Origin of the sequence: Pseudomonas shahriarae (genome assembly GCF_014268455.2) — a bacterium.
GTDB classification, from domain to species: domain Bacteria; phylum Pseudomonadota; class Gammaproteobacteria; order Pseudomonadales; family Pseudomonadaceae; genus Aquipseudomonas; species Aquipseudomonas shahriarae.
The window spans coordinates 3,024,314-3,042,036 of the sequence record NZ_CP077085.1; the positions used below are offsets into that span (position 1 = coordinate 3,024,314).

General features: G+C 61.3%; 17 protein-coding genes. 11 read left to right on the forward strand and 6 right to left on the reverse strand.

The annotated features are described in order from the left end of the window. Positions 1 to 2: 2 nt before the first annotated feature. From benC to HU773_RS13530, 4 genes are read left to right on the forward strand one after another with little or no spacing between them, the layout of a single operon-like run. Positions 3 to 1,025 (forward strand): benzoate 1,2-dioxygenase electron transfer component BenC, encoded by a 1,023-nt coding sequence (gene benC, locus HU773_RS13515; RefSeq protein WP_169990108.1) that lies wholly within the window; start codon positions 3 to 5, stop codon positions 1,023 to 1,025. A 10-nt stretch (positions 1,026 to 1,035) separates the two neighbouring features. Beyond that, positions 1,036 to 1,797, forward strand: coding sequence for a 1,6-dihydroxycyclohexa-2,4-diene-1-carboxylate dehydrogenase (locus HU773_RS13520; protein WP_186625718.1), 762 nt, complete (start codon positions 1,036 to 1,038; stop codon positions 1,795 to 1,797). A 53-nt stretch (positions 1,798 to 1,850) separates the two neighbouring features. Next, complete coding sequence (locus HU773_RS13525) at positions 1,851 to 3,185, forward strand: MFS transporter (protein WP_169990110.1); 1,335 nt, start codon at positions 1,851 to 1,853, stop codon at positions 3,183 to 3,185. 39 nt (positions 3,186 to 3,224) lie between these two features. After that, positions 3,225 to 4,472 (forward strand): OprD family porin, encoded by a 1,248-nt coding sequence (locus HU773_RS13530; RefSeq protein ID WP_186625720.1) that lies wholly within the window; start codon positions 3,225 to 3,227, stop codon positions 4,470 to 4,472. 66 nt (positions 4,473 to 4,538) lie between these two features. Here the strand turns inward: HU773_RS13530 and HU773_RS13535 are convergent, their stop codons facing one another. The 3 genes from HU773_RS13535 to HU773_RS13545 form a co-directional block, all read right to left on the reverse strand. Next, positions 4,539 to 5,606 carry a YkvI family membrane protein gene (locus HU773_RS13535; RefSeq protein WP_186625722.1) on the reverse strand — a complete coding sequence of 356 codons (1,068 nt, stop codon included), beginning with the start codon at positions 5,604 to 5,606 and terminating at the stop codon, positions 4,539 to 4,541. A 96-nt stretch (positions 5,607 to 5,702) separates the two neighbouring features. Further along, a complete protein-coding gene (locus tag HU773_RS13540) occupies positions 5,703 to 6,083 on the reverse strand; it encodes a RidA family protein (protein ID WP_186625724.1) in 381 nt (126 codons plus the stop codon). 26 nt (positions 6,084 to 6,109) lie between these two features. Further along, a complete protein-coding gene (locus HU773_RS13545) occupies positions 6,110 to 7,282 on the reverse strand; it encodes an NAD(P)/FAD-dependent oxidoreductase (protein ID WP_189691253.1) in 1,173 nt (390 codons plus the stop codon). Between the two features lie 145 nt (positions 7,283 to 7,427). On the opposite strand from HU773_RS13545, the gene HU773_RS13550 reads away from it, so the two are divergent. Next, positions 7,428 to 8,042, forward strand: coding sequence for a helix-turn-helix domain-containing protein (locus tag HU773_RS13550; protein ID WP_186625726.1), 615 nt, complete (start codon positions 7,428 to 7,430; stop codon positions 8,040 to 8,042). Positions 8,043 to 8,071: 29 nt separating this feature from the next. Here the strand turns inward: HU773_RS13550 and HU773_RS13555 are convergent, their stop codons facing one another. Both HU773_RS13555 and HU773_RS13560 read right to left on the reverse strand, forming a co-directional pair. After that, positions 8,072 to 9,562: an MFS transporter gene (locus tag HU773_RS13555; protein ID WP_186625728.1), complete on the reverse strand. Its 1,491-nt coding sequence runs from the start codon at positions 9,560 to 9,562 to the stop codon at positions 8,072 to 8,074. A 141-nt stretch (positions 9,563 to 9,703) separates the two neighbouring features. Beyond that, positions 9,704 to 9,955, reverse strand: coding sequence for a hypothetical protein (locus tag HU773_RS13560; RefSeq protein WP_057438437.1), 252 nt, complete (start codon positions 9,953 to 9,955; stop codon positions 9,704 to 9,706). 98 nt (positions 9,956 to 10,053) lie between these two features. Here HU773_RS13560 and HU773_RS13565 point away from each other — a divergent pair, with 98 nt between their 5' ends. Beyond that, positions 10,054 to 10,833, forward strand: coding sequence for an AraC family transcriptional regulator (locus HU773_RS13565; RefSeq protein ID WP_169960295.1), 780 nt, complete (start codon positions 10,054 to 10,056; stop codon positions 10,831 to 10,833). After that, entirely contained in the window at positions 10,817 to 12,103 is a 1,287-nt protein-coding gene (locus tag HU773_RS13570; RefSeq protein ID WP_225923785.1) for a TonB-dependent receptor, read from the forward strand. The genes HU773_RS13565 and HU773_RS13570 overlap by 17 nt, the downstream gene beginning before the upstream one ends. A gap of 228 nt (positions 12,104 to 12,331) precedes the next feature. Here the strand turns inward: HU773_RS13570 and HU773_RS13575 are convergent, their stop codons facing one another. Continuing rightward, positions 12,332 to 13,210: a LysR family transcriptional regulator gene (locus HU773_RS13575; RefSeq protein WP_128593686.1), complete on the reverse strand. Its 879-nt coding sequence runs from the start codon at positions 13,208 to 13,210 to the stop codon at positions 12,332 to 12,334. A gap of 131 nt (positions 13,211 to 13,341) precedes the next feature. On the opposite strand from HU773_RS13575, the gene HU773_RS13580 reads away from it, so the two are divergent. The 4 genes from HU773_RS13580 (at position 13,342) to HU773_RS13595 (ending at position 17,721) form a co-directional block, all read left to right on the forward strand. Next, positions 13,342 to 14,208 carry an alpha/beta hydrolase family protein gene (locus HU773_RS13580; protein WP_169990114.1) on the forward strand — a complete coding sequence of 289 codons (867 nt, stop codon included), beginning with the start codon at positions 13,342 to 13,344 and terminating at the stop codon, positions 14,206 to 14,208. Between the two features lie 125 nt (positions 14,209 to 14,333). Next, positions 14,334 to 15,902, forward strand: a complete 1,569-nt coding sequence (locus HU773_RS13585; RefSeq protein ID WP_169990115.1) for an ABC transporter substrate-binding protein — start codon at positions 14,334 to 14,336, stop codon at positions 15,900 to 15,902. Between the two features lie 11 nt (positions 15,903 to 15,913). Continuing rightward, positions 15,914 to 16,855 (forward strand): ABC transporter permease, encoded by a 942-nt coding sequence (locus HU773_RS13590; RefSeq protein WP_128593687.1) that lies wholly within the window; start codon positions 15,914 to 15,916, stop codon positions 16,853 to 16,855. Then, entirely contained in the window at positions 16,852 to 17,721 is an 870-nt protein-coding gene (locus HU773_RS13595; protein ID WP_169990116.1) for an ABC transporter permease, read from the forward strand. Before HU773_RS13590 ends, HU773_RS13595 begins: the two co-directional genes overlap by 4 nt. The last annotated feature ends 2 nt before the right edge of the window (positions 17,722 to 17,723 follow it).

The following is a 17,723-nucleotide window of genomic DNA, read 5'->3' on the forward strand; positions in this document are numbered from 1 at the left end:
CCATGAGCTATGCCATTGCCCTGAACTTCGAAGATGGGGTGACCCGCTTCATCGACTGCAAGGTGGGGGAGAAGGTCCTCGATGCCGCCTTTCGCCAACGCATCAACCTGCCCATGGACTGCTCCGACGGGGTGTGCGGTACCTGCAAATGCCATTGTGAAACCGGCGCCTACGACTTGGGTGACGACTATATCGACGACGCCCTGAGCGCCGACGAAGCCCGGGAACGCCAGGTGCTGACCTGCCAGATGGTGCCGCAATCCGATTGCGTGATTGCCGTGCCGTTGCCGTCCAGTGCGTGCAAGACCGGCACCACGCAGTTTGCCGCGACGCTGGCGAGCATTACCCGCCACGCCGATGCCGCGCTGGAGGTGAGCTTTGCATTGGACCAGGCGCCGGTATTTTTACCCGGCCAGTACGTGAATATCGGTGTGCCCGACAGTGGGCAGACGCGCTCCTATTCATTCAGCAGCCGTCCTGGCGACACGCACGCCAGTTTCCTGATCAAGCATGTGCCGGGCGGCTTGATGAGCGGCTGGCTGGAGCGCGCCCAGCCGGGCGATCGCGTGCCGATGACTGGACCACTGGGCAGTTTTTACCTGCGCGAGGTGATGCGGCCCCTGTTGTTACTGGCCGGCGGCACCGGTCTGGCGCCGTTTCTGTCGATGCTTGAGGTGTTGGCACAGCGCGGGGAAGCCCGGCCGATCACACTGATCTATGGGGTAACGCGGGATCAGGACCTGGTCCTGCTTGAGGCCCTGGAGGCTTTCGCCGCGCGCTTGCCCCAGCTCACGATTGTCACGTGCGTGGCCGACCCGCAGACCGCGCACCCGCGCCAGGGGTATGTCACCCAGCATATGGGCCGCGAGGCGCTCCACGACGGTGATGTCGATGTCTACCTGTGCGGGCCGCCGCCGATGGTCGATGCGGTGCGCCAGCACTTCAAGCACCAAGGCGTGAGCCCGGCCAGCTTCCATTACGAGAAATTCACCGCCAATGCCGTCGCAAGTTCTGACGCCGCGTGAGGAGATCAGCATGAATCCACGTTTTGACACCAAGGTAGCGCTGGTTACCGGCGCCGCCCAGGGCATCGGCCGGCGCGTGGCCGAGCGGTTGCTGGCGGAGGGCGCCTGGGTGGTTGCGGTCGATCGCTCGGAGCTGGTGCATGAGTTGCAGCATGCACGGCTGCTGACCCTGACCGCTGACCTTGAGCAACATGCCGCGTGTGCCGAGGTCATGGCCGCCGCCAAAGTGCGGTTTGGGCGCATCGACATTCTGATCAACAACGTCGGCGGGACTATCTGGGCCAAGCCCTTTGAGTTCTACGCGGTAGCGCAAATCGAAGCCGAAGTGCGCCGCTCGCTGTTCCCCACGTTGTGGTGTTGCCATTGCGTGCTGCCCTACATGCTCGAGCAGGGCAGTGGTGCCATCGTCAATGTGTCTTCGGTCGCCACACGCGGGGTCAATCGGGTGCCCTATGGCGCGGCCAAGGGCGGGGTCAATGCCCTGACCGCGTGCCTGGCCCTGGAGACCGTCGGCAGCGGCATCCGTGTCAATGCCACCGCACCGGGCGGCACCGAGGCCCCACCGCGGCGCATCCCGCGCAACAGCCAGCCGCAAAGCGAGCAGGAGCGCGTGTGGTACCAGCAGATCGTCGACCAGACCCTCGACAGCAGCCCGATGAAACGCTACGGCAGCATCGACGAGCAAGCGGGCGCGATTCTATTTCTGGCCTCTGACGAGGCCTCCTATATCACCGGCGTGACCTTGCCGGTAGGAGGTGGCGACCTCGGCTGATTCACCGTTACCTGCAGACATTGACTCACAACAACAATAAAGAGAGCACTGCCATGCGTACCCATGACGTTCATTCGATTATCGACAATGCCCCTTTCAATCGCTTCCATTGGCTGGTTGTCAGCCTGTGTGCCTTGCTGTTGATCTTTGATGGCTATGACTTGTTTATCTATGGCGTGGTCTTGCCATCGATCATGCGCGAGTGGGGGCTGACGCCCCTGCAGGCCGGCGCCCTGGGCAGTTATGCGCTGTTCGGCATGATGTTCGGCGCGCTGATCTTCGGCACCCTGGCGGACCGCTTCGGGCGCAAGAAAGGCATCGTCTTTTGCTTTGCGTTGTTCAGCATTGCCACGGTGATCAACGGCTTTGCCAGCAGCCCCACGGAGTTCGGCATCTGCCGGTTTATCGCCGGGCTTGGCTGTGGTGGGCTGATGCCCAACGCGGCGGCGCTGATCAACGAATATGCGCCGAAAAAAGTGCGCAGCACCTTGATGGCCTTCATGTTCAGCGGCTATTCCCTGGGTGGCATGCTCGCCGCCAGTGTGGGGATTTTCATGTTGCCGGCCTATGGCTGGTCGTCGATGTTTTTTGTCGCCGTCATCCCGCTGCTGCTGTTGCCGGTGATTGTGCTGTGGTTGCCCGAATCCATTGGCTTTCTGATCCGCCAGGGCCGTGTAGAGCAGGCCCGAGTGCTGCTTAATCGCCTGTCGCCAGACACCCCGATCAACGCCGGGGATGAACTGCTCATCGCGGACGTCAAGAGCAAGGGCGCGTCGGTGGTGGAGTTGTTCCGCCATGGCCTGGCCATGCGCACGGCGATGATCTGGACCGCGTTTTTCTGCTGCCTGTTGATGGTCTATGCCTTGAGTTCGTGGCTGCCCAAGCTGATGGCCGGGGCTGGCTACAGCCTCGGGTCGAGCTTGTCGTTCCTGATTGCCCTGAACCTGGGCGGTATGGCCGGGGCGTTGATTGGCGGGCGGTTGGGGGATCGGCTGAACCTGGTGAAAGTGGTGATCTGCTTCTTTGTTGCCGCCGTGGTTTCCATCAGCCTGCTGGGCATCAACAGCCCGATGCCGGTCTTGTACCTGCTGATCTTTATTGCGGGTGCCACCACCATCGGCACGCAAATCCTCCTGTATGCGGGGGCGGCGCAACTCTATGGCTTGTCGATTCGCGCCACCGGCCTGGGCTGGGCCTCCGGCATCGGGCGCAATGGCGCCATCGTCGGCCCACTGTTAGGCGGCGCGCTGATGGCGATCGAGCTGCCGCTGCAACTGAACTTCATGGCCTTTGCCGTGCCCGGTGCCATTGCGGCCCTGGCCATGACGATGTTCGCCTTGAATGAGCGGCGCACCGCTATCCGGTTGCCCGCCGCCCAGGCGCTGTAACTGTCCGACCTGTCGATAATAAAAACAAAGAGCAACGACATGCACACACAACGTATCTGGCTTTCCCTGCTAGGGCTGCCCCTTGCGGCAACGGCGGGCGAGGGTGGTTTTTTCGCGGGTTCCACGGCTACCTTGCAGGCCCGCAACTATTACTTCAGCCGCGACTTCTCCGATATTGTCGGCGCCAATCAACAGTCCCAGGCCCAGGAGTGGGGCCAGGGGTTTATCCTGACTTACAAATCCGGGTATACCCCCGGACCCATTGGCTTTGGCCTGGATGCGCTGGGCACCCTGGGCCTCAAGCTCGACAGCAGCCCGGACCGGGTCAATAGCGGCTTGTTGCCGGTCAAGGACGACGGCCGCGCTGCCGACGACTACAGCCGCCTGGGCTTGACCTTCAAGGCGCGGTTGTCCAGTAGTGAACTGAAGGTTGGGGAGTTGCAGCCGAACCTGCCGGTGCTGGCCTTCAGTGACATTCGCTTGCTGCCGCCGAGTTATCAGGGGCTCAGTCTCAGCTCCAATGAAATCACGGGGCTGACCCTGCAGGCGGGGCACCTGAGCACCACCAGCCTGCGCAACGAGGCCGGTGACGGCAAGATGATCGCCATGCTCGGCCATGTGCCGCAGCGCGGGGCTCAGAGCGATGCCTTCAATTATGTCGGCGGCGACTACGCCTTTAATCGCGAACGCACCAGTGTCAGCCTCTGGCATGGCCAGTTGCAGGACATCTACGCCCAGGACTTTATCGGCCTCAAGCATAGTCAGCCGTTCGGGACGTGGGTGCTGGGTGCCAACCTGGGTTACTACACAGCGCGCGAGGAGGGCGAGCAGTTACTCGGCAAGATCGACAACCAGGCGTTTTTCTCGCTGCTGTCGGCCAGGCGCGGTGGCCATACCTTTTACGTGGGGTACCAGGCGATGTACGGCGACAGCGCCTTCCCCCGGGTATTTGCCAATGTCACGCCATTGGGTAACGAAGTCCCCACCTACGAGTTTGCGTATACCGACGAGCGCTCCTGGCAGGTGCGCTATGACTACAACTTCGCGGCATTCGGGGTGCCGGGGCTGACTACCACGGTGCGCTATATCACCGGCGACAACGTCAACACCGGCGGCGGCTACGAGGGCCGGGACCGCGAGCGTGACCTGGATATCGGGTATGCGGTGCAAAGCGGCGTACTCAGTGGCCTGGGGATTCGGGTACGCAATGTGATGGCGCGCTCAAACTACCGCAGCGATATCAATGAGAACCGGTTGATCCTCAGTTACACCTGGACGCTGCTTTAGACCCTGACCGAGCAGGGCTCCAGGCCTTGCTCGGTTAGTTTTTGTGTGCGGCGCAGGTGTACCGAATCATCTACCGTTACTGGCCAGCCACAATCCCCCTACGCGTAGCCAACCCACGACCACTGCACCAATCAGCAAAAAGCCCAGGTAACCGAACAGCGGATAGACCTGGCCCACCAGGCTGACAAATCCCACCAGGCTGCCAGCGAATGCCAATGCACCGAAGGCTGCTGAGCCAATGCGGAATGTACGTGTGCCTGCCGGCAGCAATCGGGCCGAAAAGGAATACAAGGTCCCCACGGCCGTATTGACGATCATCAGGAAAATGATCAACGCCATCAGCAGGCCGAGGGCCGGCGAAACCTCAGTGGCGATGGACAGCATGGGCATGGGCAGGTCCGCCACGCTGTCCAGGCGTGACAGCAGACCCAGGCTCATTACCAACATCAACAGCCCCAGTAATGCTCCGCCGAAAATACCACCCCAGATTGCCTGTTTCTCGGACTTTGCGGCACCGCCCATGATCGCCAGAAACGGCACCCCGGCCACGATGTTGTAGGACACATACAACAACGCGCCCAGCAGCCAATGGCTCGCGCCAGGGTCTTGCTGGCTGACCAGTTGGTTGAGGTCGCCGAAACTCAGGCCCCGGGTGGCGACGCCATACAGGGCCACGCCTGCCGCTGTCAGGACCAGCAGCGGTGTGACGGCGCCGATCATGCCAATGACCTTCTTCACATCCAGGCACACGATGGCGACCACGATCAGCGTCACCCCAGCGCTGCCGAACAGGGCGGGAATGCCGAACTGCTGTTCCAGCAGGGCGCCACCCCCGGCCAGCATGACCACCGTTACCGCAAACATGAAAAAGGTGATCATCAGGTCGACAAAGGTCCCCAGGTAGCGTCCGCACAATGCATGCACTACGTCCTTGTGGGACTTTGCCCGCAGCCGGCTGCCCATGCCCGCCAACGCCATGCCGAGAAAGATGAAGAGCGCGGCGCTGACCACCGAACCCAGCAGCCCCCAGACGCCGAAATCCACGAACATCAGTAGCAGCTCCCGACCGGAGGCGAACCCTGCACCGACAATGACGCCGACAAATGCGCCGGCTATTTTCAGACTTTCTTTCATGACGACTTCCCTCAAATTATTGTTGTTATCGCTCAGGGGGGAAGGCCACTGCTCATGGCCTACCGGGGCATCGCTCTGGCAAACGGCTGGGGTGGATCAACGGGCGCCGACCCATGCCTGGACTTCGATCTCGACATCGACGCCCAAGGCCAATTGGGCGCCGCCGACCGTGGAGCGCACCGGGAAGCCACCGTCGAAGTGGCGCTTATACACGTCGTTGAAACCCGCGAAATGCTGCATGTCCGACAGCCACACGGTGGCCTTGATCACCTGCTCGAAACTTGCTCCGCATTCGGCCAGGGTTTCGCCGATGCGGGCCATGGCCGCCTCGGTCTGCTCGCGGATATCACCGAGCACCACTTCGCCCAGAGGGGTCATGGGGACTTGCCCGGAGAGGTACAGGAAATCACCGACCCGAATGGCCTTGGAGAACGGGTAGGGCAGGTGGCTGGGGTAACGCTGGAAAGTGTCAGACATGCTATGCACCTCGTTGGGGGGATGAATTAACGCAAGCGGCCAGGGGCCAGGCGTTGTGGCTCGACGCCCTGGTGGCGCAGGGTCTCGGGAAGGGGAAGATCGAGTAATTGGCTGCAGGCCAGTTGCGATACACCGGCTGCGGACTGAATGCCGTAACCGCCCTGTGCCGCCAGCCAGAAGAAGCCTTCGCAATGATTGTCCCAGCCGACCACCAGGTCACCGTCGCCGACGAATGAGCGCAGGCCGGCCCAGCTATGGCGTGGGCGGCGAATGGTCAAGGAGGTGGCGGCCTCGATGTGATAGATGCCGGTGGCGATATCCAGCTCTTCGGGCATTACATCCTGTGGCGGGACAGGATCGGCATTGGCCGGTGAGCCCAGCAATTGGCCAGCGTCGGGTTTGAAGTAGAAGCTTTCGTCGATACCGATCACCGCCGGCCAGCGGGAGAAGTCCGTGTTTTCGGGGCCGTCAAAGGTAAAGGCGGAGCGTCGGCACGGTTGCAACCCAACGGGCGGCACGCCGCACTGCTGTGCGACCTGATCGGCCCAGGCGCCTGCGGCATTGACCAGGTGGCGCGCGCGCAGTTGGCGGCCGTCGGCCAGTACCAGGTGCCATTGAAGGCCTTCGCGGGTGGCGCCTTTCAGTTGGGCATCGCAGTGCAGCACCCCGCCGGCCCGCCGCATGGCCCGCAAAAAGCCCTGGTGCAGCGCATGCACGTCGAGGTCGCGGGCATCGGTCTCGAGCATCGCCCCGGCAACCGCCTCGGGGCGCAGGCACGGCACCAATGCCAGGGCCTGCTCGGTATCAATCAATGACACGTTGCCGGCCTGCGCCCGGCTGGTGGCGAAGGCTTGTTGCAGCAGGGATTGCTGCTCTTGGCCGGCGATGTACAGGCAGCCGCGCGGTTCCAGGAGTGCATGTTCGGTGAACGCGGCGGGCGGCTGCTCATAGAAGCCTCGGCTGGCGCGGGTCAGGGCCTGGATCTGTGGCGTGCCATAGCTCTCCATGAACATTGCAGCAGAGCGCCCGGTGGCGTGGTAACCCGGCTGGCTTTCACGTTCGAGCACCACGACACTGGCCTGGCCGGCCAGGCGATAAGCCAGGGAGGCCCCCGCAATACCACCGCCGATGATGGCGAAATCGAAACATTCGCTGTTGGGCACTGCGAGTACCTCCTGTCTCTGGGGAAGGAACGACATGCCCTTTCCTGTGTTTTTATAATTCTCAGATAAGAGAAATGTAAGATATGAGAATTTTCCAGTCAACCCACAACCATGAGGTATTATTCCTGCCCATGCCCTGGCTCAGCTCCAGGCACCGTTTTTTGTACGACAGAGAGCCTGCATGAGTTCCGATTGCGCCTCGGGTTCCACAACCCATCCCTTGATAGATCGCGCCCAGGTTGGCGCCCGCCTGCGTGTGATCCGCAAGCGCCAGAAGTTGACGCTCAAACAACTGTCCGAGCGCTCAGGCGTGGCTTTGTCGACCTTGTCGAAGATGGAACTGGCGCAGGTGTCGGTAAGTTATGAAAAACTGGCGGCTGCGGCGCGGGCCCTGAATATAGATATTGCCCAGCTGTTCAGCCCGACCAGACAAGGTGTCAGCGCCCAACAGCCTACGGTGGTCAGCACCGCCATCGACGGTGCGGCCGGCTACAGCACGGGCAATTATGACTATCACCCGATGGCCGGGGATTTCCCCGGGCGCAGCATGACGCCCATGTATGCGCGGATCTATGCGCGGGAACTGGGTCAATTCGAAGACTACATCCGGCACCCTGGGCAAGAGTTCGCGGTCGTCCTGTCAGGCCGCGTGCGCATTCAATTTGAAACCGGTGAATCCCTTAGCATCGGCTGTCGTGAGACGGCCTATTTCAATAGTGCAATCGGCCATATTTACCTGGCGGAAGGCGAGGATGGCACCGCCGCCGAAGTGATGGTGGTGATGTCGGAGTCCTGAGGCGCCAAGGCGTTTTTGGGCAGTGACCTCTACCGGTGCCCTGCAGTGATTGCCTGGTCTTTGGAGTAACACCGGATCACCCGCAGGGCGGTAAAAATGGCAACGCCGGGTGCGACCGCAAACACACCGAACAGCCAGCCGGCAGCATTGGCCGTGCCGGCGATGCCTGCGGGATGCGTAAGGCCGGCAAGGTTTGCCACCATGCCGGCGAGGGCCGCACCGAGGGCGGTGGCGAACAGTTGCACAGTAGTAATCGACGCGCCTGCCAAGTCCTGCTCGCTGGCAGGCGTCACCTGAAATACCCGGGTCAGCAAATGCGGCCACGCCAGCCCGACGCCAAACCCGACGGCGACGAGCGCCAGGCAGATCGGCGTGACCGTCAGCCAGCCACCGCTACTTTCGACGCGAATCAAAACGGCCAGTGCAGCCATGCCCGTCAAGCCAAGGATCGGGCCGGCAAGGATCGCGCGCCTGATGCCTTTGCCGCGCGCCCCGGAACTTGCGATTGAGCCCAGCGTCCATCCGCCCGCCATAAGCGCCGCGAGGTAGCCGGCGGCGAGCGGCGATTGATGGTGCAGGACCTGGAGGAAAAGTGGCACGAAGATCTCGCCACTGGTAACGGCCACCGCAAGCAAGGACAGGGTTGCATACAGCACTCCCAGCGCGGAGGTGATCCTGAAGGCGCCCGTTGGCAGCAGTCGATGGCGGGCGCGGCTTTCTGTGACTATCAGCAGGCCAGTCAGTATCGCGGCGGCACCCAGACCGGCGATGTTCCAGGCGAGTGTTGACGAGACGCTGGCGGCTGAAACCGCAAGCACGGCCCACGTCAGGAACACCAACTGGGCCAGAGGGAGCGGCAAGCGTTGTGATCTGATGGCGTTGCGTTTGGGCAACACCACGGTAGCCAACAGGGCGAACAACGCGGCGACAGGGATGAGCGACCAAAAAGCCGCGCGCCATACGCCGAGTTCAGCGAAGACGCCACCGACCGCCGGGCCGATCAGTGTGGCCACTCCCCACATGCCCGACACCAACGCCATCGCTCGCGGCCACAAGGTTTCATGGAACACCAGGCGGATCATCGCGTAAGAGAGCGCGAACAGAAAACCGCCACCCAACCCCTGGATCAGACGGCCGGCCAGCATCACGGGCATGGATGGGGCAAACGCACAGATCAGCGCACCGGCTGCAAACACCAGCGTGGCGAGGGTGTAGGCGCCGCGTGCCCCCAAGCCGACCAGGAGCCTGGCTGACAATGCTGAGCCAAGGATCGAGGCGGTGACGAACAGTGTGGTGTTCCACGCGTAGTAGTCGATACCGCCGATGTCCCGGACAACTGAGGGCAGGATCGTAGTCGCAATGTAGACGTTGATCGCGTGGAGCACGACGCCCCCTGCCAACGCCAGGGAGCGCACGCCATTGGCGCCAGAGAGGAGGGTGGCCCAACCTGCATTTGGAGGATCATCGACCTCTGGTACCGGTTGCGAACGTTGATCTGGTGAGGTGTGGTGGGTATTCATAGGGAGGCCACGTTGCGATTCAGGCACTCCTTATAAAACCTCAAGTAAGGTTCAGGTCAAGACCCAGGTCAGCCTCCATCTCCGAGTACAACTGGCCTTTCAAAAGACCTTGCAAGGGATAGCCCTGTGGGCAAAAGCCCATCAATGTGCATCCACCAGACGCTGCAAGGCGCCATCACGGATCGCAAGCACTTCAAATAGTCCCAGGGCACGCAGGGCCGGCAGGCTGTCGATCAGGTCCTGCTCGGCAGCGCTGCGCGCCGCGGGCGTGGAGGTAGGGGCGGTCCACACTCTGGCGTTGATCAGGAAGGCGCCAACGCTGCCTTTACGAATCATGACGCCGTTGCGTTGTACCTGGTTTTTGTCATCGGGCAGCATATCTTCTGCGCGCATGGTGTTTCCTCGCTAGGTGTTGAAGACCTTGACTATAAGGGCGTAGTGTTGGCTGATTTACGTTATTGAAGACAATCAATAACCCAATAAGGCCACTCATGCCAGCTGCCTTGATTTCCCCCGCCGAGGCCTCCTCGGCCGAGGATCCGTTGATTGTTGCAGTGATCCGCAAGGAGCTTGAACCACGGGTTACCGAGCGCCACGGCCATGCGCGGGGCCAGTTGCTTGGCGCAACGTCGGGCCTGCTTTCGGTGGATGCCGGTACCAGTCAGTGGGTGGTGCCTGCGACACATGCCGTGTGGATCCCGCCCAATATCCCCCACGGCGTGCGTTCCCATGGGCCGTTTGCCGGGTGGAGCGTTTACGTGCGCGAACTGGCGTGCATTGATTTACCTGAAACGCCATGCATCCTTGCAGTGTCCGGGCTTCTGCGAGAAGTAGTTGCCCGTGCTGCGGGGTGGGGAGCCAAGCCTCTGGACCAGGCGCAGTCGCGCTTGGCCGGTGTAGTGCTTGATGAAATACAGACTCTGCCCCGGGTGGCCCTGGGTTTGCCGATACCTCAGGACGCCCGGTTGCGCAAGATTGCCCAGGCGCTGTCGGATCACCCCGATGACGAGCGCGGCCTGCAGGCCTGGGCGACCTGGGTGGGGATGGCACCGCGCACGCTGACACGGCGCTTTGTGGTGGAGACCGGTTTCAGCTTTACCGAATGGCGTCAGCGGGTGCGCCTGCTAAGGGCCCTGGAAATGCTTGCGGCGGACATGTCGGTCACCCGTGTGGCCCTGGAATTGGGCTACGAAAACGTCAGCGCTTTTATTGCACTGTTTCGTCGCACGTTCGGTGTTACACCGGGTCGCTACTTTGCAAACTGCCTTTGAGGCCGGGCGCGCCCTAGCCGGGATCCGATCCAATACGAGCGACCTGTCAGATTCCGTCACGGCCTACGCGGCATGGGGGCCGCGCGATGGGAGTGACAACGCGCTGATCAACTCCAGCACCCTGATCAACGATGTGGGTGACATCAGTTCTTCGGCGAGTAGCTCGACCCGCAGCGGCACCCAGCAATCCGGTGAAGTAGGCCTGAAGGGCAAATTCCAGACCGGGCCTGTGGGCCACGCCTGGACCCTCGCTACCACCCGTTTCACCTCCGACAACAGCTTCAAGGACGCCAGGGCCGGTATTCCCGGTACCACCCATTTCGACAACCTGGACTTTGGCGACACACCGACCTTCCCGGGTTATGGCGTGACCACCTCGCAGACCCGCGCGACCCTGGGCAGTTATGCGCTGGCCGATACCCTGTCTTTCGCCGATGACCGCGTGCAATGGACCGTGGGCGCCCGCCGCCAGCGCGTGGAAAACACCACCGAGAACTTCGGTGACCGGGCGTCGAAAGTCCGCTACGACGAAAGCCGCGTCTCGCCGGCCACTGCGCTGTTGGTCAAAGTGACGGACAAGGTGTCGCTCTATGGCAACTACATCGAAGGCCTGAGCCAGGGCGCTACGGCACCTGATACGGCGGCGAATCGCGATGCAGTCATGCAGCCTTACCAGACCAAGCAATACGAGGTAGGGGCCAAGGTCGACCTGGGCACGTTAGCCCACACCGTCAGCCTGTTCCAGATCGAGAAACCGAGTGCCTATACCAATCCGGCCACCAATATCTTCGGCGTCTACGGCGAGCAACGTAACCGTGGTGTGGAGTGGTCGTTCTTCGGTGAGCCGCTACCGCGCCTGCGCCTGATGGGGGGCGCGACCTATACCCAGGCGGAAATGACCAAGGTGGTCGCCGGCGGCGTCAAAGGCGAGCAAGTCACCGGCGTACCTAAGGTGCTCGCCAAGCTGGGCACCGAATACGACCTGCTTGACGTGCCTGGGCTGACCTTGATCGGTAATGTCAACCATACCGGTAAGCAATACGCGACCAACGACCATCGGGTCTCGCTGGACGCTTACACCACCTACGATGCGGGCGCGCGCTATGCCTTCAAGGTCGAGACCAAGCCGGTGACCCTGCGCGCCACCGTGCAGAACGTCACCAACAAGGCGTACTGGCTCGGTTCGTGGAACGGCGGTGACGGCAGCGGCCTTTCCGGTGGTTTGGGTGCACCGCGTACCTTGCTGGTCTCGGGTACCGTAGATTTCTGACGGGGCCTGGAGCAACGCATACAAAGACGCCTGCAGCGATGCAGGCGTTTTTTTGTCTGTGGCGCGTAACCCCAAGCGGCACCGATCAGGTTGACGTTTTCCCTGCGCATCATCGACCGGCTGCTGGATTTCAGTACGGCGGTCACCGATGGCTTGTTTTTCATGTCGTCCGCGGACCTGCTGGAGGAACTTGCGAAGCGTGAACCTTAGACCGCCGCCCGGTCACGGTCACTTCGCCACCGCCGACATCAGCAACTTGCGAATTTCACCCGTAATCGCACTTTTGGTGCCTTGCTCCAGAATCCCTACCCGGCGTACTGCGAGGTCCCCCGGCAGCGGCAATACGCGCAAGCTGGGGTCTTTATGCCAGTCAAAATTTTTCAGCAGCGGTACGATCGCCACTCCGACTTGCTGACGCACCAGGTCGGCGATGCCGATGATCGAGTTCAGCTCGAGGATTTCCAACGGCTCCACCGATTCACTCTTGATGATCGACTGCACCTTGCGGCCTACGGCGGTGGAACGGTCATAGCGAATGAACGGCTGGGTCCTGAGCAATTCCACGGCGTCGTTGATGCCGGCGGTTTGCGCGGTGTTGGCGAGCATGACGATGGGCTCGTTGTAGAGCAGGGTCCAGCTCAATCCGTCAAAGTTTTGCCGTGCCGTCTCGATCAGCAATGCTGCGTCGAGCTTGGCGGCGTGTACCAGGTTGACCACTTCGTCGGAGCGGGCGGTCATCAGGTTGACGGATATGCGAGGGTGCAGCTTTTTCAGTTGCACCAGGCAATTGGCGAGCAGGCCCATGCCGGAGGTAATGCCGCCGATGGACACTTCACCCTCCATGGCCATGCCATCGGGTGCCTCGGCAATCATTTGCTCGTAGTCCGCCAACAGGCGCTTGGCCTTGGGCAGTAACAACACGCCATCGCGGCTCAGCTTGATCTGTCGCTGGCTACGGTCGAACAGCGGTCGGCGCATCTCTTCTTCGAGGGCACGCATTTGCTGGCCAACGGCTGCGTTGGTGAGGGCCACACGGTCGGCGGCGGCGGCAAAACTGCCGTACTCGGCGACGGCGATAAACGTCTTGAAGAAACGAATGTTGCTCATGGGGAGGACCGCGTTTATGGGCTCGCCTGCATGGTAAAGGTTTTGTTTACATTGGCTAAAGTTAAATTAGTTTTTCTTTTTATAGTGCTCGACCAATACTCAAGTCCGAACTGACTTGGCGAACTTTCTCAATGAGCAATCCAGATATCAGCCCTGAAGACGCAGCATTACGTGCGGCAAAAAACGTCTATCACCTTGGCGCGACCACCGTGTACTCCCACCATCAGGACAGCCGGTTTGCCTACACCCTTTACGTGCCTGAAGCCATCGAGGACACCTCCCGGCCGGTAGATCTGGTGGTCTCGCTGCACGGCTCGACCCGTGCGATGGAGCTTTACCGCAATGGCTTCGCGGAATTTGGCCGCTGGAACGATTGTGTGATCCTGTCGCCGCTGTTCCCGGTCGGCGTGCTGGGCGACGGCAATGGTGATGGCTACAAGCAGATGGTCGAAGGCGATATCCGTTACGACCAAGTATTACTCGACATGATTGCCAGCGTTGGCAAGCGCTACGGTCGCAGCTTCGATACCTTTGCACTGTTCGGCTATTCCGGTGGAGGGCAATTCACCCATCGCTTCTGCTATCTGCACCCCGAAAAACTCTGGGCTGCGTCCATTGGCGCGCCGGGCTCGGTGACCCTGCTTGATGCCGATCAGGACTGGTGGGTCGGCGTGCGGGACTTTGCCACACGCTTTGGCAAACCGTTGAACCTACCAGCCTTGCAGCGATTGCCTGTGCACATGGTGGTGGGTGATTCAGACCTCGAAACCTGGGAAATTACCCACCGAGAAGACGGCAAACACTTCATGGCCGGTGCCAACGCTGCCGGACGTACGCGACCAGAGCGCCTGGCTACCTTGAAGTCCAGCTTCGAGGCTGCCGGTGTGCAGGTGCACTTCGACCTGCTGCCCAACGTCGCGCACCAGGGCATCAAGGCCATGCCGGCTGCCCAGGACTTTTTCGCCAAGGTGTTGCGCCACAAGCGCAGCTTGGGCTGATACACCGCAGGTGATGCACTCAGAAAAGACCGCATAACAATAATCAAGGATTCACTCATTCTGATGCCGGTCCTGCCTTGGCTCCCGCCACTGACCGGAAAATTCCTTCAAGGAGTCTTTCTCCCGTGAATAGTTACGTAAAGACGGCATTGGCCGTCGTAATGTCGGCGTGCACCTTTTCCATGGCCGTTGCCCAGGACAAGGTCATCAGCGTTGGGCTCAACGGTGATATCCGCAGCACCGACCCAGGCGTCAACCGCGACGACAACACCGACGCGGTGATGATGCATATCGTCGAAGGATTGGTGGCGTACCGTGAAGACACCAGCATCGCCCCGATGCTAGCCAGCGGCGTTGACGTTTCGGCGGATGGCCTGCGCTACACCTTTACCCTGCGCGACGGCGTGCACTTCCACAACGGCCAGCTATTGACGGCCAAGGATGTGCAATGGACCTGGCAGCGCTACCTGGACCCCAAGACTCAATGGCGTTGCCTGGCAGAGTTCGATGGCCGCGGTGCGGCCAAGATCGTTGATATCGCCAGCCCCGATCCGAAAACCGTGGTGTTCACCCTGGATCAGGCCAATGGCTTGTTCCTGGCCGCCATGGCCCGTCCGGATTGCGCGGGCAGCGGCATCCTGCATCCAGACTCCCTGGCCGCCGATGGCAGTTGGCGCGCACCGATTGGCACCGGCCCGTTCACCCTGGGAAAATGGCAGAAGGGCCAGTACGTCGAATTGGATCGCTTCAAGCAATACACCCCACGTGCAGAAGGCGCGGTGGACGGTTACACCGGCAACAAGCAGGCGTTTGTCGACACCGTGCGGTTCGAGGTGATCCCCGATTCGGCCTCGGCGAAGGCAGCGTTGCTGTCGGGTGGCGTGGACCTGCTGCCGGACGTGACCGCAATGGATGCCGCACAACTCAAGCAGGTCCAGAACCTGCAGATCCAGGTCAGCCCGATCATGACCATCAGCGGGTTGCTGTTCCAGACCCGCGACCCGTTGCTCAAGGACGTGCGCATCCGTCGTGCAGTGGCGTTGTCCCTGGATTACGCGCAGATGGTGGCGGCGTTGTCCGATGGTTTGTCGGTGGTCAACAACTCAATCATTCCCACAGCGAGTCCGTACTACGCCGGCACCGCGCACCAGGGTTATACCTACAACCTCGACGAGGCCCGGCGCCTGTTGAAGGAGGCCGGCTACAGCGGTGAAAAAATCCGCATGCTGGTCAACAAGCGCTACCCACAGATGTTCGACATGGGTTTGCTCAGCCAAGCCATGACCCAAGCGGCAGGGTTGAACATCGAGATGGAAACCCTGGAGTGGGGCACACAGTTGGAGCGTTACCAGACCGGTAGCTACCAGATGATGTCGTTCTCGTACTCAGGACGTTTCGATGCGGCGCAAAGCTACGAATCGGTGATCGGCGACAAGGACAAGGAACCGCGTAAGGTCTGGGACAACCCCGAAGCCCTGACCATATTGCGTGAGGCTCAGCGTGAAGTTGACCCAGCCAAGCGCCGGCCACTGTTCGACAGGCTGCACACGCTGATGCTCAAGGATGTGCCCATGGTGGTTATCTATAACGGCACTGCCATTGGCGCCATGGGCAAGCGCGTCGAGGGGTATCGTTCCTGGCCTGTTGCCAAGCCGCGCCTGTGGGGCGTGAAGCTGCTCGACACTTCCAAGTAAGGTGTAGCGCTATGTTTCGATTCATATTGCACAGGCTCGGCATGGCGGTGCCGACCCTGTTACTGATCTCGGTGATTGTGTTCGCCTTGATCCGCCTGATCCCCGGTGACCCGGCGCTGTTGATGCTAGGCGACATGGCCGACCCGCAAAGCCTTGCCGATATGCGCAGCAGCCTGGGGCTTGACCACTCAGTGGTGACCCAGTACCTGATCTGGATTAAATCGGTGCTCAGTGGCGACCTCGGTGTGTCCATCAGCAGCCGCCAGCCGGTGTTGGAATTGCTGCTTGAGCGCTTCAGTGTCAGTGCGACCGTGGTGCTGGTGGCAGTGTTGCTGGCGACCCTGCTCGCAGTGCCGGTGGGCTTGCTCGCAGCCTGGAAGCAAAACAGTGCGATGGATCTGGGCCTGGTGGCGACGGCAACGTTGTTGCTGTCGGTACCCAGCTTCTGGTTGGGTTTGTTGCTGCTGTATGTCTTCGGCATTCAATTGGGCTGGTTGCCGGTGATCGGTTACGTCGGCTTTGCCACTGACCCGATGAAAGCCTTGACCTATGTGGTGCTGCCGATCATCACCTTGACGCTGGTGGAGTTCGGTGCAATTGCCCGGATGGCACGGGCCAGCACCATTGAGGTGCTACGCCTGGAGTACATCGCCCATGCCCGGGCCAAGGGATTGTCGGAAAGCGCGGTGCTGTGCCGGCACGCCTTGCGCAACGCATTTGCACCGACCTGGACCTTGATTGGACTGATCCTTGGCAACTTGCTGGGCGGCATTGCGGTGCTGGAAACGGTGTTCACCTTGCCAGGTATCGGCCGATTGATGGTCGATGCGATTTTCTCCCGCGACTACCCGGTGTTGCAGGGATGCCTGCTGCTGGTCACCTGCATCTATGTGTTGGTCAACCTGTTGGTGGATCTGCTGTATCCGCTGTTCGATCCAAGGGTGAAGCTATGAACCTCAAGACTCCTGCCTTGCCCACCGTGGCGGCGATCCAGCCTCGGCGGCGCCGGCGTTACCCGCCGCTGAACGCCCTGATCGGCGCCAGCTTGCTCGCGGCACTGGTGTTGCTGGCATTGCTCGGCGTGGTGTGGACGCCTTACGACCCGCTCAAACTGGACCTGCTCTCACGCCTGCACCCACCGAGCGCCATGCATTGGCTGGGTACCGACGAGTTTGGCCGGGATGTGTTCAGCCGGCTGATCATTGGTGCGCGTACCAGCTTATGGATCAGCCTGCTCTCGGTCAGCGTGGCGGTGATCTGCGGCACGGTGATCGGCATGCTCGCCGGTTACTTGCGTGGCTGGACCGACCGGGTGCTGATGATGCTCAACGATGCGTTGCTGGCGTTCCCCGGCATTCTTATGGCCCTGGGCATCATGGCAATTGTCGGTGCGAGCCAGTACGGCATCGTGCTCGCCCTGGGTATCGCCTACACCCCTTCGGTGGTGCGGGTGGTACGTGGCAGCGTGCTGTCGCTGCGTGAGTTGGAGTTCATCGAGGCTTCGCGGGTGATCGGCAACTCCGAGCTGTACACCATGTTCCGTCACATCACTCCAAACTGTCTGGCGCCGCTGTGTGTATTGGCCACCAGCATGTTTGGCTGGGCGTTGCTCTCGGAGAGTGCGCTGAGTTTCCTCGGCCTCGGGGTTCCACCGCCGGCCGCGACCTGGGGCAGCATGCTCTCGGCGAGCCGCACTTATATCTCGACGGCGCCGTGGCTGGGGATCTTCCCGGGCATCTTTATCAGCCTGACGTTGCTGGCTATCAATTTGTTCGGCGATGCCTTGCGTGATCGTCTCGACCCACGCATGAGGAAATGAGC

Bases quoted from the DNA above. Each gene is read 5' to 3' on its own strand.
- HU773_RS13550 (WP_186625726.1), top strand. From the start codon at position 7,428: ATGAGTTCCGATTGCGCCTCGGGTTCCACAACCCATCCCTTGATAGAT.
- HU773_RS13535 (WP_186625722.1), bottom strand. From the start codon at position 5,606: ATGAAAGAAAGTCTGAAAATAGCCGGCGCATTTGTCGGCGTCATTGTC.
- HU773_RS13555 (WP_186625728.1), bottom strand. From the start codon at position 9,562: ATGAATACCCACCACACCTCACCAGATCAACGTTCGCAACCGGTACCA.
- HU773_RS13565 (WP_169960295.1), top strand. From the start codon at position 10,054: ATGCCAGCTGCCTTGATTTCCCCCGCCGAGGCCTCCTCGGCCGAGGAT.
- HU773_RS13560 (WP_057438437.1), bottom strand. From the start codon at position 9,955: ATGCGCGCAGAAGATATGCTGCCCGATGACAAAAACCAGGTACAACGC.
- HU773_RS13545 (WP_189691253.1), bottom strand. From the start codon at position 7,282: ATGTCGTTCCTTCCCCAGAGACAGGAGGTACTCGCAGTGCCCAACAGC.
- HU773_RS13595 (WP_169990116.1), top strand. From the start codon at position 16,852: ATGAACCTCAAGACTCCTGCCTTGCCCACCGTGGCGGCGATCCAGCCT.
- HU773_RS13590 (WP_128593687.1), top strand. From the start codon at position 15,914: ATGTTTCGATTCATATTGCACAGGCTCGGCATGGCGGTGCCGACCCTG.
- HU773_RS13525 (WP_169990110.1), top strand. From the start codon at position 1,851: ATGCGTACCCATGACGTTCATTCGATTATCGACAATGCCCCTTTCAAT.
- HU773_RS13580 (WP_169990114.1), top strand. From the start codon at position 13,342: ATGAGCAATCCAGATATCAGCCCTGAAGACGCAGCATTACGTGCGGCA.
- HU773_RS13575 (WP_128593686.1), bottom strand. From the start codon at position 13,210: ATGAGCAACATTCGTTTCTTCAAGACGTTTATCGCCGTCGCCGAGTAC.
- HU773_RS13530 (WP_186625720.1), top strand. From the start codon at position 3,225: ATGCACACACAACGTATCTGGCTTTCCCTGCTAGGGCTGCCCCTTGCG.
- HU773_RS13520 (WP_186625718.1), top strand. From the start codon at position 1,036: ATGAATCCACGTTTTGACACCAAGGTAGCGCTGGTTACCGGCGCCGCC.
- benC (WP_169990108.1), top strand. From the start codon at position 3: ATGAGCTATGCCATTGCCCTGAACTTCGAAGATGGGGTGACCCGCTTC.
- HU773_RS13540 (WP_186625724.1), bottom strand. From the start codon at position 6,083: ATGTCTGACACTTTCCAGCGTTACCCCAGCCACCTGCCCTACCCGTTC.